General features: G+C 75.3%; 13 protein-coding genes. 8 read left to right on the forward strand and 5 right to left on the reverse strand.

Features of this window, described 5'->3' with window-relative positions; all coding sequences use genetic code 11:
- The first annotated feature begins 232 nt into the window (after window positions 1–232).
- Window positions 233–2,596 carry an ATP-binding protein gene (locus ACZ55U_RS26460; RefSeq protein WP_465529670.1) on the forward strand — a complete coding sequence of 788 codons (2,364 nt, stop codon included), beginning with the start codon at window positions 233–235 and terminating at the stop codon, window positions 2,594–2,596.
- Between the two features lie 105 nt (window positions 2,597–2,701).
- Here ACZ55U_RS26460 and ACZ55U_RS26465 read toward each other — a convergent pair whose 3' ends face one another.
- A complete protein-coding gene (locus tag ACZ55U_RS26465; protein WP_465529672.1) occupies window positions 2,702–3,964 on the reverse strand; it encodes a serine hydrolase domain-containing protein in 1,263 nt (420 codons plus the stop codon).
- Window positions 3,965–4,208: 244 nt separating this feature from the next.
- Here ACZ55U_RS26465 and ACZ55U_RS26470 point away from each other — a divergent pair, with 244 nt between their 5' ends.
- Window positions 4,209–5,102, forward strand: a complete 894-nt coding sequence (locus ACZ55U_RS26470; RefSeq protein ID WP_465529674.1) for an alkaline phosphatase family protein — start codon at window positions 4,209–4,211, stop codon at window positions 5,100–5,102.
- Between the two features lie 10 nt (window positions 5,103–5,112).
- Here the strand turns inward: ACZ55U_RS26470 and ACZ55U_RS26475 are convergent, their stop codons facing one another.
- The gene (locus ACZ55U_RS26475; protein ID WP_465529676.1) at window positions 5,113–6,432 is read right to left on the reverse strand and encodes an MFS transporter; all 1,320 of its coding nucleotides are present in this window, start codon (window positions 6,430–6,432) and stop codon (window positions 5,113–5,115) included.
- 83 nt (window positions 6,433–6,515) lie between these two features.
- Here ACZ55U_RS26475 and ACZ55U_RS26480 point away from each other — a divergent pair, with 83 nt between their 5' ends.
- Window positions 6,516–7,061, forward strand: coding sequence for a MarR family winged helix-turn-helix transcriptional regulator (locus ACZ55U_RS26480; protein ID WP_465529678.1), 546 nt, complete (start codon window positions 6,516–6,518; stop codon window positions 7,059–7,061).
- Between the two features lie 59 nt (window positions 7,062–7,120).
- Here the strand turns inward: ACZ55U_RS26480 and ACZ55U_RS26485 are convergent, their stop codons facing one another.
- Complete coding sequence (locus ACZ55U_RS26485; RefSeq protein WP_465529680.1) at window positions 7,121–7,603, reverse strand: nuclear transport factor 2 family protein; 483 nt, start codon at window positions 7,601–7,603, stop codon at window positions 7,121–7,123.
- 101 nt (window positions 7,604–7,704) lie between these two features.
- Between ACZ55U_RS26485 and ACZ55U_RS26490 the strand changes: the two genes are divergently transcribed.
- Window positions 7,705–8,268 (forward strand): TetR/AcrR family transcriptional regulator, encoded by a 564-nt coding sequence (locus tag ACZ55U_RS26490; protein ID WP_465529682.1) that lies wholly within the window; start codon window positions 7,705–7,707, stop codon window positions 8,266–8,268.
- Between the two features lie 17 nt (window positions 8,269–8,285).
- Here ACZ55U_RS26490 and ACZ55U_RS26495 read toward each other — a convergent pair whose 3' ends face one another.
- Window positions 8,286–9,071 (reverse strand): SDR family oxidoreductase, encoded by a 786-nt coding sequence (locus tag ACZ55U_RS26495; RefSeq protein WP_465529684.1) that lies wholly within the window; start codon window positions 9,069–9,071, stop codon window positions 8,286–8,288.
- Window positions 9,072–9,169: 98 nt separating this feature from the next.
- Here ACZ55U_RS26495 and ACZ55U_RS26500 point away from each other — a divergent pair, with 98 nt between their 5' ends.
- Window positions 9,170–9,313: a hypothetical protein gene (locus ACZ55U_RS26500; protein WP_465529686.1), complete on the forward strand. Its 144-nt coding sequence runs from the start codon at window positions 9,170–9,172 to the stop codon at window positions 9,311–9,313.
- Window positions 9,314–9,483: 170 nt separating this feature from the next.
- On the opposite strand, the gene ACZ55U_RS26505 is transcribed toward ACZ55U_RS26500, so the two are convergent.
- Complete coding sequence (locus ACZ55U_RS26505) at window positions 9,484–10,737, reverse strand: DUF5685 family protein (RefSeq protein ID WP_465529688.1); 1,254 nt, start codon at window positions 10,735–10,737, stop codon at window positions 9,484–9,486.
- Window positions 10,738–10,951: 214 nt separating this feature from the next.
- Here ACZ55U_RS26505 and ACZ55U_RS26510 point away from each other — a divergent pair, with 214 nt between their 5' ends.
- Genes ACZ55U_RS26510 through ACZ55U_RS26520 form a run of 3 tightly spaced genes read left to right on the forward strand, consistent with a single transcriptional unit; the run spans window position 10,952 to window position 13,732 of the window.
- Window positions 10,952–11,515: a helix-turn-helix domain-containing protein gene (locus ACZ55U_RS26510; protein WP_465529690.1), complete on the forward strand. Its 564-nt coding sequence runs from the start codon at window positions 10,952–10,954 to the stop codon at window positions 11,513–11,515.
- Complete coding sequence (locus ACZ55U_RS26515) at window positions 11,512–13,011, forward strand: MFS transporter (RefSeq protein ID WP_465529692.1); 1,500 nt, start codon at window positions 11,512–11,514, stop codon at window positions 13,009–13,011. Before ACZ55U_RS26510 ends, ACZ55U_RS26515 begins: the two co-directional genes overlap by 4 nt.
- Window positions 13,012–13,039: 28 nt before the next feature.
- Window positions 13,040–13,732: an alpha/beta fold hydrolase gene (locus tag ACZ55U_RS26520; RefSeq protein WP_465529694.1), complete on the forward strand. Its 693-nt coding sequence runs from the start codon at window positions 13,040–13,042 to the stop codon at window positions 13,730–13,732.
- Window positions 13,733–13,734: the final 2 nt, after the last annotated feature.

The following is a 13,734-nucleotide window of genomic DNA, read 5'->3' on the forward strand; positions in this document are numbered from 1 at the left end:
GTTCGACCAGCGGAACCACAGGCGGAACTATCGGCGGTTCCCCCGTCGGGCCACCGCCTCCCGCCCGCTCGGCCCGCCCAGGTTACCCACCCTGACCTGGGAAGATGCTCTGAAAGACGGTCGGCTAGGAGGAACTCCCGCGCCGGGGCATACTTCTGCCTGGGGGATCCGTCGGAGGCGACTCCAGGCAGAAGTGCGGAACTGCGCAGGACCGAACGAGTGGGGGCGGGGCATGGCGGCCGGGGGCGGCACGGGCACGGACGCGAGCGAGTTCAGCCGTCTGCTGGCCGGACACCGGGTGGCGGCCGGCCTGACCCAGGAGGAGCTCGCCGCCACGGCCGGGGTCAGCCTGCGGGCCCTCGGGGACATGGAACGCGGCCGCACCCGCGGGCCGCAGCGGCGCACCGTGCGGGCCCTGGCCGAGGCCCTCGGACTGGACGGGCCGCGGGCGGAGGAACTGGACCGGGCCGCGCAGTCCGGACGCCCGCGCGGGGTGCGGTCCGCCGCCACCGCGAACCCCGCCCGGCCCCGTCGCGCCGCCCCGCGCAGGCCCGCCGCCGACCGGGAGGCGCCCCGCGCCGAGGAGGCGGCCGCGGTCCTCGCCGAGACCGGTCAGAGCGCCCTCGCGCTGCCCCGCGACATCGCCGACTTCACCGCCCGCGAGGACGCCCTCGCGCTGCTCACCGAGCTGGCCGACGACGAGCACCCCGCCCACCCCAGGGTGGTGCTGATCAGCGGTCAGCCCGGCCTCGGCAAGACGTCCTTCGCGCTGCACGCCGCCCACGCCCTGGCCCCGCGCTTCCCGGACGGCCAGCTCTCCCTGGACCTCGGCGGCATGTCCCCGCAGCCGCTGTCGGCCCGGGACGCGCTCGGCCAGGTGCTGCGCGCCCTGGGCGTCGACGACGCCGCGGTGCCCGCCGGGACGGAGGAGCGGGCCGGCCTCTACCGGGCCCTGGTCCGGGAGCGGCGGCTGGTCCTGGTGCTGGACGACGCCGCCGACGAGAGCCAGGTGCGCCCGCTGCTGCCCGGCTCCGGGCCGGCCGTGACCATCGTGACCAGCCGCAACGTGCTGCCCGGCCTGGAGTCGGTGCACCGGCTGGGCCTGGACGTGCTGTCCCCGGTGGAGGCGGCCGCCCTGCTCGCCCGGATCGCCGGCCGCGAGCGGATCGAGGCCGCGCCCGACGCCACCGCCGAACTGGCCAGGCTCTGCGGCTACCTGCCGCTCGCGCTGCGGATCGCCGGGCAGCGGCTGGTCGCCCGCCCCCAGCAGCCGGTCGCGCACCTGGTGCGCCAGCTCTCCGCCGAGGAGAGCCGGCTGGACCTGCTGGAGACCGGCGACCTGGCCGTCCGCCCGGCCTTCGAGCTGTCCTACCGGCGGCTGCCCGCCGATTCCCGGCTCGTCCTGCGCCGCTGCGCGCTGACCGCCGGAGCCGACTTCACCGCGGAGCTGGCCGCGGCCTACGCGGGCCGGCCGGCGGCCCGCACCGAACTGGTGCTGGAGCAGCTCGTCGACGCCGGGCTGGTGCAGCCGACCGCCCCGGACCGCTACCGCCTGCACGACCTGGTGCGGCTCTACGCGGGCGAGCGGCTGACGGCCGACGAGACGGCCCAGGAGCTGGCCGAGGCCCGCACCCGGGCCGGCCGCTGGATCCTGGGCCGGGCCGCCGCGTACGGGCTGCGCTTCGACCCCGACCACGCCACGGAGGGCGCCGACACCGCGGGCCCCGCGCCCGCGTACCTCACCGAGGCCGCCGCCTGGCTGGAGTACGAGCACCCGGAGTGGCTGGCCGCCCTCCACCACGCGTACCGGGCCGGCCGGTACCGGGAGGTGGTGGACACCGCCGAGGCGATGCACTGGTTCTCCGACCGGCTGCTGAGCTGGGGCATCTGGGCCGAGGTGTTCCAGCTCTCGGCGGACGCCGCCCGCGCGCTCGGCGACCGGCGGATCGAGGCGGTCCACGTCAACTACCTGGCCTGGACGTACGTCACCTGTCTGCACCGCTACCAGCGCGGCATCGAGCTGGCCTCCGAGGCCCTGGAGTCGGCCGTCGCCGTGGGCGACCGCGAGCAGCAGGGCTGGGCGCTCACCTACCTCGCCTCCGGGCTGCGCTACCTCCAGCGGCACCGCGAGGCGAGCGACGCCTTCCACCGGGCGGCGGACGCCTTCGCCGAGGTCGCCGGCCGCTCGGCGATGATCGGCCGGCTGGTCACCCTGCGCGGCGCGGCCAACTGCCTGCGGGAGTCCGGCCGGGCGGAGGAGGCGGTGGAGTCGCGCCGCCGGGCCCTGGCCGGTGCGCTGGACCTGGTGGAGCGCTGGTCCTCGCCGCTGATCCACCTGCTCGCGGCCATGACCGCGCACGAACTCGGCCTGGACCGGGCGGCGTTGAAGCGCTGGCCGGCCGCCGAGAAGGCCTACCGGCAGGCCCTGGTGCACTTCGAGGCGGTGGGCCGCCCGGACAGCATGACCAAGACCCTGACCGAACTGGGCACCGCGCTGATCGAGCAGGGCCGCGCCGAGGAGGCGCGCGAACTGCTCACCGAGGCGCTCACCGACCTGAGCGCGGAGGGCCCCCGCTCGCCGGGCACCCGGCCCTGAGCGGAGGACCGGCGGGCACCCGGCACTGAGCGGAGGACCGGCCCGCGCCCGTGCCCGCCCCCGACGGCGGGGCCGGGCGCGGGCGCGGGCCGAAGGCGCGGCCGGTCAGATCCGGGTGTCCTCCACCACCGGCAGCGAGCCGACCGGGGCCGAGGTCGGGGCGAAGCCCGTGCGCGGGGCGGCGGCGGGCTGCTTGCCGCAGAAGGCCGGCTCCAGCGTGTTCATCAGCCCCTGGGTCACCGAGCCGTTGTTGGAGGCGTTGGCGAAGACCACGACGCTGCGCCGCCCGTCCGGGGTGGTGAAGGACTGGCTGTTGAAGCCCTGCACGATGCCGCCGTGCCCGTACACGTCCCCGCAGGAGAGCGTGATCCGGCGCAGGCCGAGGCCGTAGGAGATCCTCGCGGTGGGCGTGGGCAGGGCGGCGGTCATCTGACGGAGCGAGGCGTCCGAGACCAGCCCGCCCTCGCCGCCGGCCATCAGCGCGGTGAGGAAGCGGTCGAGGTCCTCGGCCGTGGAGATGACGGCTCCGGCGCTCCACACCCAGGAGCCGGTCTGCTCCGTGGAGTCCAGCAGCGGCTTGGTGCGGTCGTCGTTGCTGAGGTAGCCGGCCACGTGGGCGCCGCGGATCCTCTGGTCGGGCACCACGAAGGAGGTCCCGCGCAGGCCGAGCGGCTGGATGATCCGCTCGTTCAGCACCTCCGGGTACGGCTGGCCGGTGAGGTGCTCGACCGCCAGGCCCATCAGCACGAAGTCGGTGTTGGAGTACGAGTAGCGGGTGCCGGGGGTGTACTGCACGCCGTGGCCGACCGACATCGCCACGAGCTCGCGCGGGTCGTACACCGTGGTCCGGATGCGCGCCTCGAACGCGCTGGTGGTCTCCTCGCCGGCCTGCTCCAGCAGGTCGTTGGTGTGGTCGTAGACGCCCGCCCGGTGCTCCAGCACCTGGCGGCCCGTCATCGTCCAGTCCGCCGGCAGGGTGCCTTCGGGCAGGTACTCGCGCAGCGGCCGGTCGAGGTCGATCAGGCCCTCCTCCGCCAGCTGCATCACGAGAACGGCGGTGAACATCTTGCTGTTGCTGCCGACCCGGAACCTCCACGAGGAGTTCATCGGGGTCCCGTCCAGGTCGGCCAGGCCGACGTTCACCGAGCTGGTGCGGACCGTGCCGCCGTGGTCGCGGATCACCGCGAAGGCACCCGGGGCACCGGCCGCGGTGGTGGCCTGGAGGGCGGCGCGCACCCCGGCGAGGTCGGGGGCGGCCGCGTCGGCGGCGTCCCGGCCGGTGGCCGCGGCGGGCAGGGCTCCGGTCGCCGCCAGGACGGCGCCGGCGGCGGCCACCGCGAGGGGACGCAGAAGGCTGGTCTTCGCCATGTTCCTCGGTTCTCTCTCAAGCTGACGCGGCGTCGGGCCGCACCGTTCAAGATCACTATCACCGGTCGGGCCGCCGCTGGCAATGTGAACCGCTTCGCCCGCATTTCGCGTTGTCGGTGGTGACTTGGGCGGTCGCACCGTTCGTTTCCCGTTCCGGGGCCAAGGTTTCACCTGCCGTCGTCTACCCGCGTCAACGGGCCGGGCCCGATGCTGTTCGGGCCGTTCCCCTACCCGAGGAATTGTCATGACTTCGTCCACGAAGCCCCTGAACCCCCGCTCCCGCCGCACCGCCACCGCGATCGGCTCCGCCGTCGCCCTGGTCGCCGCCTCCGCCGGACTGTGGGCCGCGGCCGCCTCCACCGCGCAGGCGGCCGCCCTGCCCGCGCCCGACCACATCGTGGTCGTGGTGATGGAGAACCACGCCTACTCCCAGGTCATCGGCAGCAGCAGCGCGCCGTACCTCAACACCCTGGTCGCGGGCGGTGCCAACCTCACCCAGTCCTACGGCATCACCCACCCGAGCGAGCCGAACTACTACGCCCTGTTCTCCGGCTCCACCCAGGGCCGCGTCGACGACAGCTGCGTGACGGTCGGCGGCTTCCAGAGCGCCAACCTGGCCTCCGAGGTGATCGCCGCCGGCAAGACCTGGGCCAGCTACAACGAGTCCCTGCCCAGCCAGGGCAGCACGGTGTGCAGCAGCGGCAACTACGCGCAGAAGCACAATCCCTGGTTCGGCTTCGGCAACGTCCCGGTCAGCAGCGCCAAGACCTTCGCCCAGTTCCCGACCGACTACAGCACCCTGCCGAACGTCTCCTTCGTGGTGCCCAACCTGTGCAACGACATGCACGACTGCTCGGTCGGCACCGGCGACACCTGGATTAAGAACAACCTCGGCGCCTACGCCACCTGGGCGCAGAGCCACAACAGTCTGCTGCTCGTCACCTTCGACGAGGACAACAAGCTGTCCGGCAACCGCATCCCGACCGTCGTCTACGGCGCCCACGTGGCGCCCGGCAGCAGCAGCTCCGCCACCTACAACCACTACGACGTGCTGCGCACCCTGGAGGACCTGGCGGGCACCTCCGGCCACGCGGGCAACGCGGCCTCCGCGAGCGACATCACCGGCATCTGGAACTGAGCCGCGGCCGTCAGGGCCTGATCCCGGCCCGGTCCCGGTCATGGGGCCGAGCCTGCTCCCGGGGCCGGTCCTGCCGCTGACCCCGGGCCCGGGCCGGTGGCCGTTCGGTCGCCGGCCCGGGCGTCCTCGGGTCGCCCTCCCGGGTGCCGTGGCGCCGCACCCCGGGCACCGCCGCCGTGCCCGCGCAGACCAGCGTCACCAGCGCGGCCGCCGCCAGCAGCGGCACCCGGTCGCCCCAGGCGCCGGCGGCCAGCGGCGCCAGGACGTACCCGAGCGGGGCGGCGGCCAGCGAGAGCAGCCAGTCGTACGAGGTGACCCTCGCCAGCGTCCCGGCCGGGAAGTCCTGCTGGACCACCGTCTTCCAGACCGGGTTGAGGAAGCCCAGCCCGGCCATCGCCACCGCCTGGGCGGCCACCGCGACCGGTGCCGGAGCCGGGACGGCGAGCGCGACCAGCGGCAGTCCGTACAGCGCGAGGGCGAGGTTGCCGGCCAGCACCGGCCGTCGGGGCCGCAGTCGGCCGGCGATCAGCGAGCCCGCCAGCAGGCCCACCGCGCCCGCCTGGGTCAGCGCGACCCAGGTGCCGTCACCGCCGAGCCGGGTGGCGGCGATCAGCGGGCCGAGGGTGAGCAGGACGGCGCTCGCGCCGTTCCACACCCCGTGGGCGATCAGGCTGGTCCAGTACCAGTCCCGGGAGCGCACCTCGCGCCAGCCCTCGGTGAGGTCCCGGCGCAGCGAGCGCGGTTCGCCGGGGGAGTGGTCGACGTGGAGCCGGGTGAGCAGGGCCGCGCTGAGGGCGAAGGAGGCGCCGTCGAGCACGAACGCCCAGCCCGGTCCGGCGGTGTACACCAGGACGCCGGCGAGCGCCGGGCCGGCCAGCTGGGCGGCGCCGGTCGCGGTGCCGAGCAGGGCGTTGGCCCGCAGCCGCAGCGGGCCCGGGACGGCGGCCGCGACCAGGGGGGAGGCGGTGGGCATGGCGAAGGCGGAGGCGGTGCCGCCGACCGCCGAGGCGGCCGCGATGTGCGACAGGTCCGGGTGCCCGCCGAACAGCTCCAGGCCGACCACCAGCTGGGTGACGGCCCGGACCAGGTCGGTGGTGAGGGCGACCAGGCGGGGGTTGAAGCGGTCCCCGACGACCCCGCCGACCGGCAGCAGGAGCAGCCGCGGCACCATCGCGCAGCCCAGGACCAGGGCGAGCGAGGCGGAGGAGCCGGTGGCGCGGGTGATGGCGATGGCGAGGGCGGCCGGGACGACCGCGTCCCCGAGGGTGGAGACCGTCCGGCCGACGAGGAGCAGGCGGAAGCCGCCCAGGCGCAAGGGGTGGCGAGTCACACCGCGCACTGTATTTCGGTAGCGAAATTTCGGCAACGAATATTTTGGTGCCGTGGTTCCAGGCGGGTTTGTAGACTCCTCACATGGTCGAACACCCTCCTCCGCAGCACTCCGCGCCCAGCGACGGGGTGGAGCCCCGGGACTGGACGGACGGCCACGTCGACCGCTGGCGGCCGGTGCTGCCCGACCTCGACCCGGACATCGAGGCCTCCGTCACCCGGATGTCACGGCTCACCCGCCACCTCGGCCGGGTCCGTGAGCGGGGCGTCGCCGACTACGGCCTGCACAAGCACGAGTTCGACACCCTGCACGTGCTCGCCGGGCGCGGTGGCCGCGCCGCCCCCCGCGACCTGAGGAGCGACCTCAACCTCGCCCCGGCCTCGATCACCGGCCGGCTGGAGGCGCTGGAGCGGCGCGGCTTTGTCGTGCGCACCCCGTCCACGGAGGACCGCCGGAAGGTCGACGTCGTGCTGACCGAGGCCGGGCGCGACGCCTGGCGGGAGGCCCTGGACGTGGTGGGGCGGGAGGAACGGCGGCTGCTGGGGGTGCTCTCCGAGGAGGAGCGGCGCACCCTGGCCGGGCTGCTGCGCAAGGTGATGCTCGCCCAGGGCGCGGTGGCGGACAAGTAGTCAAGGCCCTGCCTCCCGCCGTGCGGTGACCGCGTTGCCCCCGGGCGGCCGGTCGCGGCTCAGAGGCCGAGTTCGGTGAGCCCCGGGTGGTCGTCGGGGCGGCGGCCCGGCGGCCAGTGGAACAGGCGCTCCTCGGCGCCGATCGGCAGGTCGTTGACGGAGGCGTGCCGGTGGGCCATCAGTCCGTTCCGGTCGAACTCCCAGTTCTCGTTGCCGTAGGAGCGGTACCAGCGGCCCGCCCCGTCGTGCCACTCGTACGCGAAGCGGACCGCGATGCGGTCGCCGCCGTACGCCCAGAGCTCCTTGACCAGCCGGTAGTCCAGCTCGCGCTGCCACTTGCGGGTGAGGAACGCGGCGATCCGCTCGCGGCCGGTGAGGAACTCGGAGCGGTTGCGCCATCGGCTGTCCGGCGTGTAGGCGAGGGCGATCCGCCGGGGGTCGCGGGTGTTCCAGGCGTCCTCGGCGGCCCGCACCTTCCGGCGGGCGGTCTCCTCGGTGAACGGGGGCAGGGGTGGGCGCCGCTCGGCGTCGTTCTCGGGCATGGGTCGCTCCTCGGAATGGGCGTTCCGCTGGTGAGAACGATCGTTCTCACCGCCCTGGCTACGATAGGAGAACCATCGTTCTCACGCAAAGGGCACGGCAGATGGAGCAGGAAGACCCGCGGACCCGCATCCTCGACGCCGCCGAGGAGCTGTTCTACGGCCAAGGCGTCCAGGCGGTAGGCATGGACGCCGTCCGGGCCGCCTCCGGCCTGACCATGCGCCGCGTCTACCAGCACTTCCCGTCCAAGGGCGACCTCGTCGAGGCCTACCTGCTGCGCCGCGACGGCCGCTGGCGGGCGAGCCTCGCCCTGTACGTCTCCCGCACCGGCGGGTCCCCCCGCGAGCAACTGCTCGCGGTCTTCGACTGGCTCGGCCGGTGGTTCGCCGAACCCGGCTTCCGGGGCTGCGCCTTCGTCAACGCGCTCGGCGAACTGGGCGCCACCAGCCCCGGCGTGGTGGCCGCCGCCCGGCACCACAAGACGGAGTTCGGCCACTACCTCGCGGCCCTGGCCGAGGCCGCCGGAGCCCCGCCCGCCACGGCGGTCCACCTGGCCCTGCTCGCCGAAGGGGCCATCACCAGCGCCGCCGTGCACGGCGATCCGACGGCCGCCTCCGATGCCAAGGAGGCGGCCCGGCTGCTGCTGGACGCCGCGCCGGTCCGGTAGGTGCCCGGCCGCTTGCCCTACGCCAGACCGCCGTTGCTCACCAGCAGCTGCCCGTTGACCCACTGCCCCTGCGGTGAGCAGAGGAAGTCCACCAGGTGGGCCGCGTCCCGCGGGGTGCCGAGCCGGCCGAGCGGTGTCCGCGCGCGCAGCTCCTCCCGGCTGTCCTCGTCCATCCAGCCGGTGTCCACCGGGCCCGGATTGACGACGTTGGCGCTCACCCCGAGGTGGGCGAACTCCTGGGCGGCCGCGAGCACGATGCGGTCCAGGGCGCCCTTGCTGGCGCCGTACGGGAGGTTGCCCACCGTGTGGTCGCTGGTCAGCGCGACGATCCGGCCGCTGCCCGGCGCGCCCGCGAAGCGGAGGCCGAACTCCCGCACCAGCAGCCAGGTGGCGCGCGCGTTGACCGCGAAGTGGCGGTCGAAGCTCTCGACCGTGGTGTCCAGCAGGCCGGAGTCGACGGACTCGCAGTGGCTCAGCACCAGCGCGGTGACCGGCCCGAGCCGCCGCTCGGCCTCGGCGAACACCCGCGCGGGCGCCTGCGGATCGGCGAGGTCGGCCTCGATCGGCACGGCACGGGCGCCGTGCTCGCGCAGGCCGCGGGCGATCTCCGCCGGCGCGGACCGCTCGGCGCCCCAGGGCATCCGCCGGTCGTAGGCCGTCCAGTAGGTGAAGGCGAGGTCCCAGCCGGAGGCCGCGAGCCGCCCGGCGATCCCGGCGCCGATGCCGACCGACCGGCCCACCCCGGTCACCAGGGCCACCGGGCGGGGGAGCGGGGGCGTCGGATCCTTGTGATCGGTCGTCATGACGGAGGATGCTCGCGGGCCGAACCGCACGGGGCAAGCGCTTTTCGCCCGAACGCGCGTTTATCGCCCATTGATCGTCACCGCCTAGCCTCGGGCGCATGGACGAGAGGACGGCCGAGCGGCCGGGGGCGTTGCCCGAGGGACGGATGACGGAGCAGGACACCGAGCGGTTCCGGCAGTTGCTGGCGCGGCTGGAGGACTCGCTGGCGGGGGACCGGAGAACGGCGTCGCGCGATGCCTGAGCCCGGCGAGCCGCGGCCGGTGGCGGTCCTGCCGCTCTGGCGGCGCGGCGAGGGTGAGGACGACCGGTCCGCGGACCGGCCCGGGGCGCCGCGGGGGTGCCCCGGGCCGGTGGTCGCCGTACCGGGCGGTGAGGACGGGAGGACCGGGGCGGAGCCCGTGCGCTGAGCGGTCAGTTGCAGCCGCAGTCGCAGCAGCAGCCGTCGCAGCAGTCGCACCCGTCGCAGCACTGGCAGCAGTCGGGGCAGCCGAGGCAGTCGCCGCATTCGCAGTTGTTCCGCCGGCAGAAGCCCTGGCGGCGCTCGCGGCTGAACGGGTCGTCGTGGTCGCAGCAGAGCAGCTGGCAGGTGCAGGCCATCAGGACCCACATCGCGCACCCGGCGAGCAGGTTGCGCGGCTTCGGCGGTTTCTCGCCGGGCGGGGTGAATCCGGGGCCCTGCGGCACCCACGGCGGGACCGGCGCCTCGCCCGGCTCCTGGCCGGGCGGAGCCTGCGGCGGCGCCTGGTGCGGGTGCTCGCCCGTGGCGGGGCCCGCCGCGTCCGGGCGGCGGCAGCTCGCCGTGTGCCGGGCCCGCCCGAAGACCCGCTCCACCGCGCGTTCGGTCTCGTGCGCGAGCAGGACGTGCACCAGCGTGCGGTCCGTCAGTTCGACCTCGCGCAGCGCGAGCCGGATGCCGTGGACGGCGTCCCGGCAGAGCCGCTCGGCCTCGGCGCGGTCGGTACCGGTGGCGGTCAGCGGGTTCCACGCGCCCGAGGCCGCGTCGGCAGCCTGGTCCTCGGCGGCGTCGAGGAGGTGGGCGAGCCGGCCGAACAGCCGCCCGGCCTCGGCGAGCGGGGCGGCGTTGCCGGGGCGCCCGGCGATCACGGCGGTGTGCGCGAAGGCGGCCGAGGTGGCCGTCTCGGTGGGCTCGGTGACCAGCAGGACGGACCCGCCGGGCCGCAGCGACCGCTCCAGCTCCGCCTGCCGGCGGGCCGCGTCGAGCAGGACGGCGGTGTCGAAGCCCACCGCCGAGGCGCCGCCCGCGCTCTTCCGGTCCCAGCGCCGGGTGACGGCCCGGGCCCCGGCGGCGACCGGGCGGCGGGCGAAGACGCCGTCGCCGTCCTCGACGTGGTCGCGGATCTTCACCGAGGCGAGCGCCAGCGAGACGGCGGCGGCGAGCCGGGCGCCCTCGCCCTTGGCGACGGAGGCGGTGCGCATGCCGCGCAACGGGCAGGGGCCGGCGGTGCGCCGCCAGGAGGAGTCCTCCCGGGCGGCCTGAGCCTCCACCAGGACGGAGATGACCAGGCCGTCGTAGTTGGTCGCCGTCCGGGCGAGCTGCCCGTGGTCGTCCCGCAGCGCGAGGCAGAGCCCGCACAGGTGCGCCATCCAGGAGGTCTGCAAGCGCTCCGACAGTCGGTGCCTGCACGGTCTGATGATGCCGAACACGCTGGTCCCCCTCGCTCCTCCGGCCGCCGACCGGCCGCGATTCGCCCGACATCATATGAAGATCCGCACTGGTCACACCCCGCGCCCGGGGTGGCCTCCCCGTCTGCCGTGGTGCTCCCCGGCGGCCGACACCCGCCCGGCGGCTCCCTCCCGCTCGGAGTCCGCCGTCCCACGCCCGATGAGTCGATCTCAGATCCGGGATAGCATCGCGAATATGGGAATCGACACGGCCGTCGACGAACGGCTGGCGGAACGGCTCGCCGAGCTCAGGCTCGAACGCGGATGGACCCTGGAGGAGCTGGCCCGGCGGGCGGACGTCAGCCGGTCGACGCTGTCCCGGGTGGAGCGGGCGGAGGTCAGCCCGACGGCGGCGCTGCTCGGCCGGCTGTGCGCCGTCTACGGGCGGACCATGTCGCGGCTGCTCGCCGAGGTGGAGTCCGGCCCGGCGCGGCTGGTGCGGGCCGGAGAACAGCAGGTGTGGCGGGACGAGGCGACCGGCTTCGTCCGCCGCTCGGTCTCACCGCCGCACGGCTCGCTGCGGGCCGAGATCATCGAGGGCCGGCTGCCCGCCGGCGCGGACATCGCCTACGACCGCCCCTGCACCTCCGGCCGGGAGCACCACCTCTGGCTGTTCGAGGGCCACCTGGAGCTGACCGTGGACGGCACGGCGCAGCCGCTCGGCCCCGGCGACTGCCTGCGCTACGTCGCCCTCACCAGCCGCTACCGCAGCCTCGGCCCGGGCGAGGCCCGGTACGCGCTGGTGGTGGTCGAGCCGTGAGCGCCGCCACCGGTCCGATGGCGCAGGAGCCCGGGCGGCCCAAGGAGGCCGGGGAGCGCTTCGACGCCGCCGGGCGCCGGGTCCTGCTGGTCTGCGTGGCGGGCGGCTTCACCACGCTCCTCGATCAGTCGGTCCTCAACACCTCCGTCCCCGCCCTGCGCGAGACCCTCCACGCCGGCCCCGCCGACCTCCAGTGGATCGTCGCCGGATACTCGCTCGCCTTCGGCCTCGCGCTGATCCCCGGCGGGCGGCTGGGCGACGTCAAGGGCCGCAAGTGGTTCTTCGTCACCGGCCTCGCCCTGTTCACCCTGGTCAGCCTGGTCTCCGCGACCGCCACCGAACCCGGGGTGCTGATCGCCGCCCGGCTGCTCCAGGGGGCGGGCGCCGGCCTGGTCAACTCCCAGATGATCGGCACCCTCCAGGACGTCTTCGACGGCCAGCTCCGGGCCCGCGCCCTCGGCATGTACGCCGTCACCGGCGGCCTCGCCTTCGCGCTCGGGCCGCCGATCGGCGGCGCGGTCCTGGCGCTGGCCGGCCCCGAGCACGGCTGGCGGCTGACCTTCCTGCTCAACGTCCCGTTCGGCCTGGCCACCGTCCTCCTGGCGGCCCGCCACCTGCCCAGGCCCCGCCCCAGTACCCGGCACGCCGACCTCGACGTCCTCGGGCTGCTGCTGGTCGGCGCGCTCACCCTGGCCCTGATGCTGCCCTTCGTCCGGCCGCCCGGCTGGACCGGCTGGCTCGCCTTCGCCGCAGCCGCCGCGCTGCTGCTCGCCGCGCTCGCGTGGTGGCAGCGCCGCTACGCCCGGGCGGGCGGCCACCCGCTGATCCACCCGGCCCTCACTCGCTCCGCGCCCTACGCGCTCGGGACGGCCACCGCGATGGCCCAGTTCGGCTCCTCGCTGGCCGCCTCGCTGGTCCTGACCATGTTCCTCCAGGACGGCCTCGGCCTCTCCCCGATGGGCGCCGCGCTGGTCGCGCTGCCCTCCGCCGTCGCCATGGGCGTCTCCTCCGCCCTCGCCTGGCGGATCGTCCAGCGCTACGGCCGGCGCACCGTCACCGTCAGCATGGCCGCCTCCGCCCTCGCCATGCTGATCAGCGGGCTGCTCGCGCACGGCACCCCGGCCGCCGTCCTGCCCTGGCTGCTGGCCCTGCTGCAACTGCTCGGGGGCGCGGCGATCGGCCTGATGGGCCCCAGCAACCAGGCGTACGTGCTGCGCCACGCGCCCGCCGAGGCGGCCGGGGTGAGCGGGGCGATCCTCCAGATGGCGCAGCGGATCGCCGCGGCCGTCGCGGTCTCGGCCCTGTCCGGGGTCTACCTGCGGGAGACCGCCGCCGGCGGCGGTCACCGCTCCGCGTACCTGACCGCGAGCGCGGTCTGCGCCGCGGTGGCCGGACTCGCCGTCCTGGCCTCGGTGTTCGCCGGCCGCGCCACGGCCCGGGAACAGCGCGAGGACGGACCGGTCGCGATGAGCCGAGGGCGAACACCGGTCCGCTGACCGGTGGGCGGCGCCTAGCGTGGCGGGCATGACCGACGAACGGCCCCGCACCGTGGACCTGCCCGGAGTGATGCTCGCCTACCACGAGAGCGGCCCGCCCGGCGGCCCGCCACTGGTCCTGTTGCACGCCCTCGGCGAGCGCGCCGCCGACTGGGCGCCGGTCCTGCCGGACCTCGCCCCCGCCCACCACGTGTACGCGCTCGACCTGCGCGGCCACGGCGACAGCGCCCGCACCGCCGCCTACTCCCTGGAGGCGATGCGGGACGACGTGCTGGCCTTCCTCGACGCCCTCGGACTCGACCGGGTCGACCTGGTCGGCCACTCGATGGGCGGCGCCGTCGCCTACCTGCTCGCCCAGGCCGCCCCGGAGCGGGTCGACCGGCTGGTCCTGGAGGACATCCCCGCGCCGTACCCGCGCCGGGCGAGCGCCCTGCCCGAGGACCCGGACCCGGACGCGCACTTCGACTGGGCGATGGTCCGGGCGGTCAGGGCCCAGCTCGACGACCCGGACCCGGCCTGGCGGGCGGGCCTGGCGCGGATCACCGCCCGCACCCTGGCGGTGGCCGGCGGCCCGGCCAGCCACATCCCCCAGGAGCGGATCGCCGAACTCGCCCGGCTGATCCCGGACTGCCGACTGGTCACCGTCGAGGCCGGGCACCTGGTGCACGGTGCCCGGCCGGCCGAGTTCGTCGCCGCGGTGGCGCCGTTCCTGGCCCGGTGAGC

It is taken from the genome of Kitasatospora sp. NPDC034533 (genome assembly GCF_055575155.1).

Excerpts from the sequence above, each read along its gene's own strand:
- ACZ55U_RS26460 (WP_465529670.1), top strand. The coding sequence starts at position 233 with ATGGCGGCCGGGGGCGGCACGGGCACGGACGCGAGCGAGTTCAGCCGT.
- ACZ55U_RS26465 (WP_465529672.1), bottom strand. The coding sequence starts at position 3,964 with ATGGCGAAGACCAGCCTTCTGCGTCCCCTCGCGGTGGCCGCCGCCGGC.
- ACZ55U_RS26470 (WP_465529674.1), top strand. The coding sequence starts at position 4,209 with ATGACTTCGTCCACGAAGCCCCTGAACCCCCGCTCCCGCCGCACCGCC.
- ACZ55U_RS26480 (WP_465529678.1), top strand. The coding sequence starts at position 6,516 with ATGGTCGAACACCCTCCTCCGCAGCACTCCGCGCCCAGCGACGGGGTG.
- ACZ55U_RS26485 (WP_465529680.1), bottom strand. The coding sequence starts at position 7,603 with ATGCCCGAGAACGACGCCGAGCGGCGCCCACCCCTGCCCCCGTTCACC.
- ACZ55U_RS26490 (WP_465529682.1), top strand. The coding sequence starts at position 7,705 with ATGGAGCAGGAAGACCCGCGGACCCGCATCCTCGACGCCGCCGAGGAG.
- ACZ55U_RS26495 (WP_465529684.1), bottom strand. The coding sequence starts at position 9,071 with ATGACGACCGATCACAAGGATCCGACGCCCCCGCTCCCCCGCCCGGTG.
- ACZ55U_RS26500 (WP_465529686.1), top strand. The coding sequence starts at position 9,170 with ATGGACGAGAGGACGGCCGAGCGGCCGGGGGCGTTGCCCGAGGGACGG.
- ACZ55U_RS26510 (WP_465529690.1), top strand. The coding sequence starts at position 10,952 with ATGGGAATCGACACGGCCGTCGACGAACGGCTGGCGGAACGGCTCGCC.
- ACZ55U_RS26520 (WP_465529694.1), top strand. The coding sequence starts at position 13,040 with ATGACCGACGAACGGCCCCGCACCGTGGACCTGCCCGGAGTGATGCTC.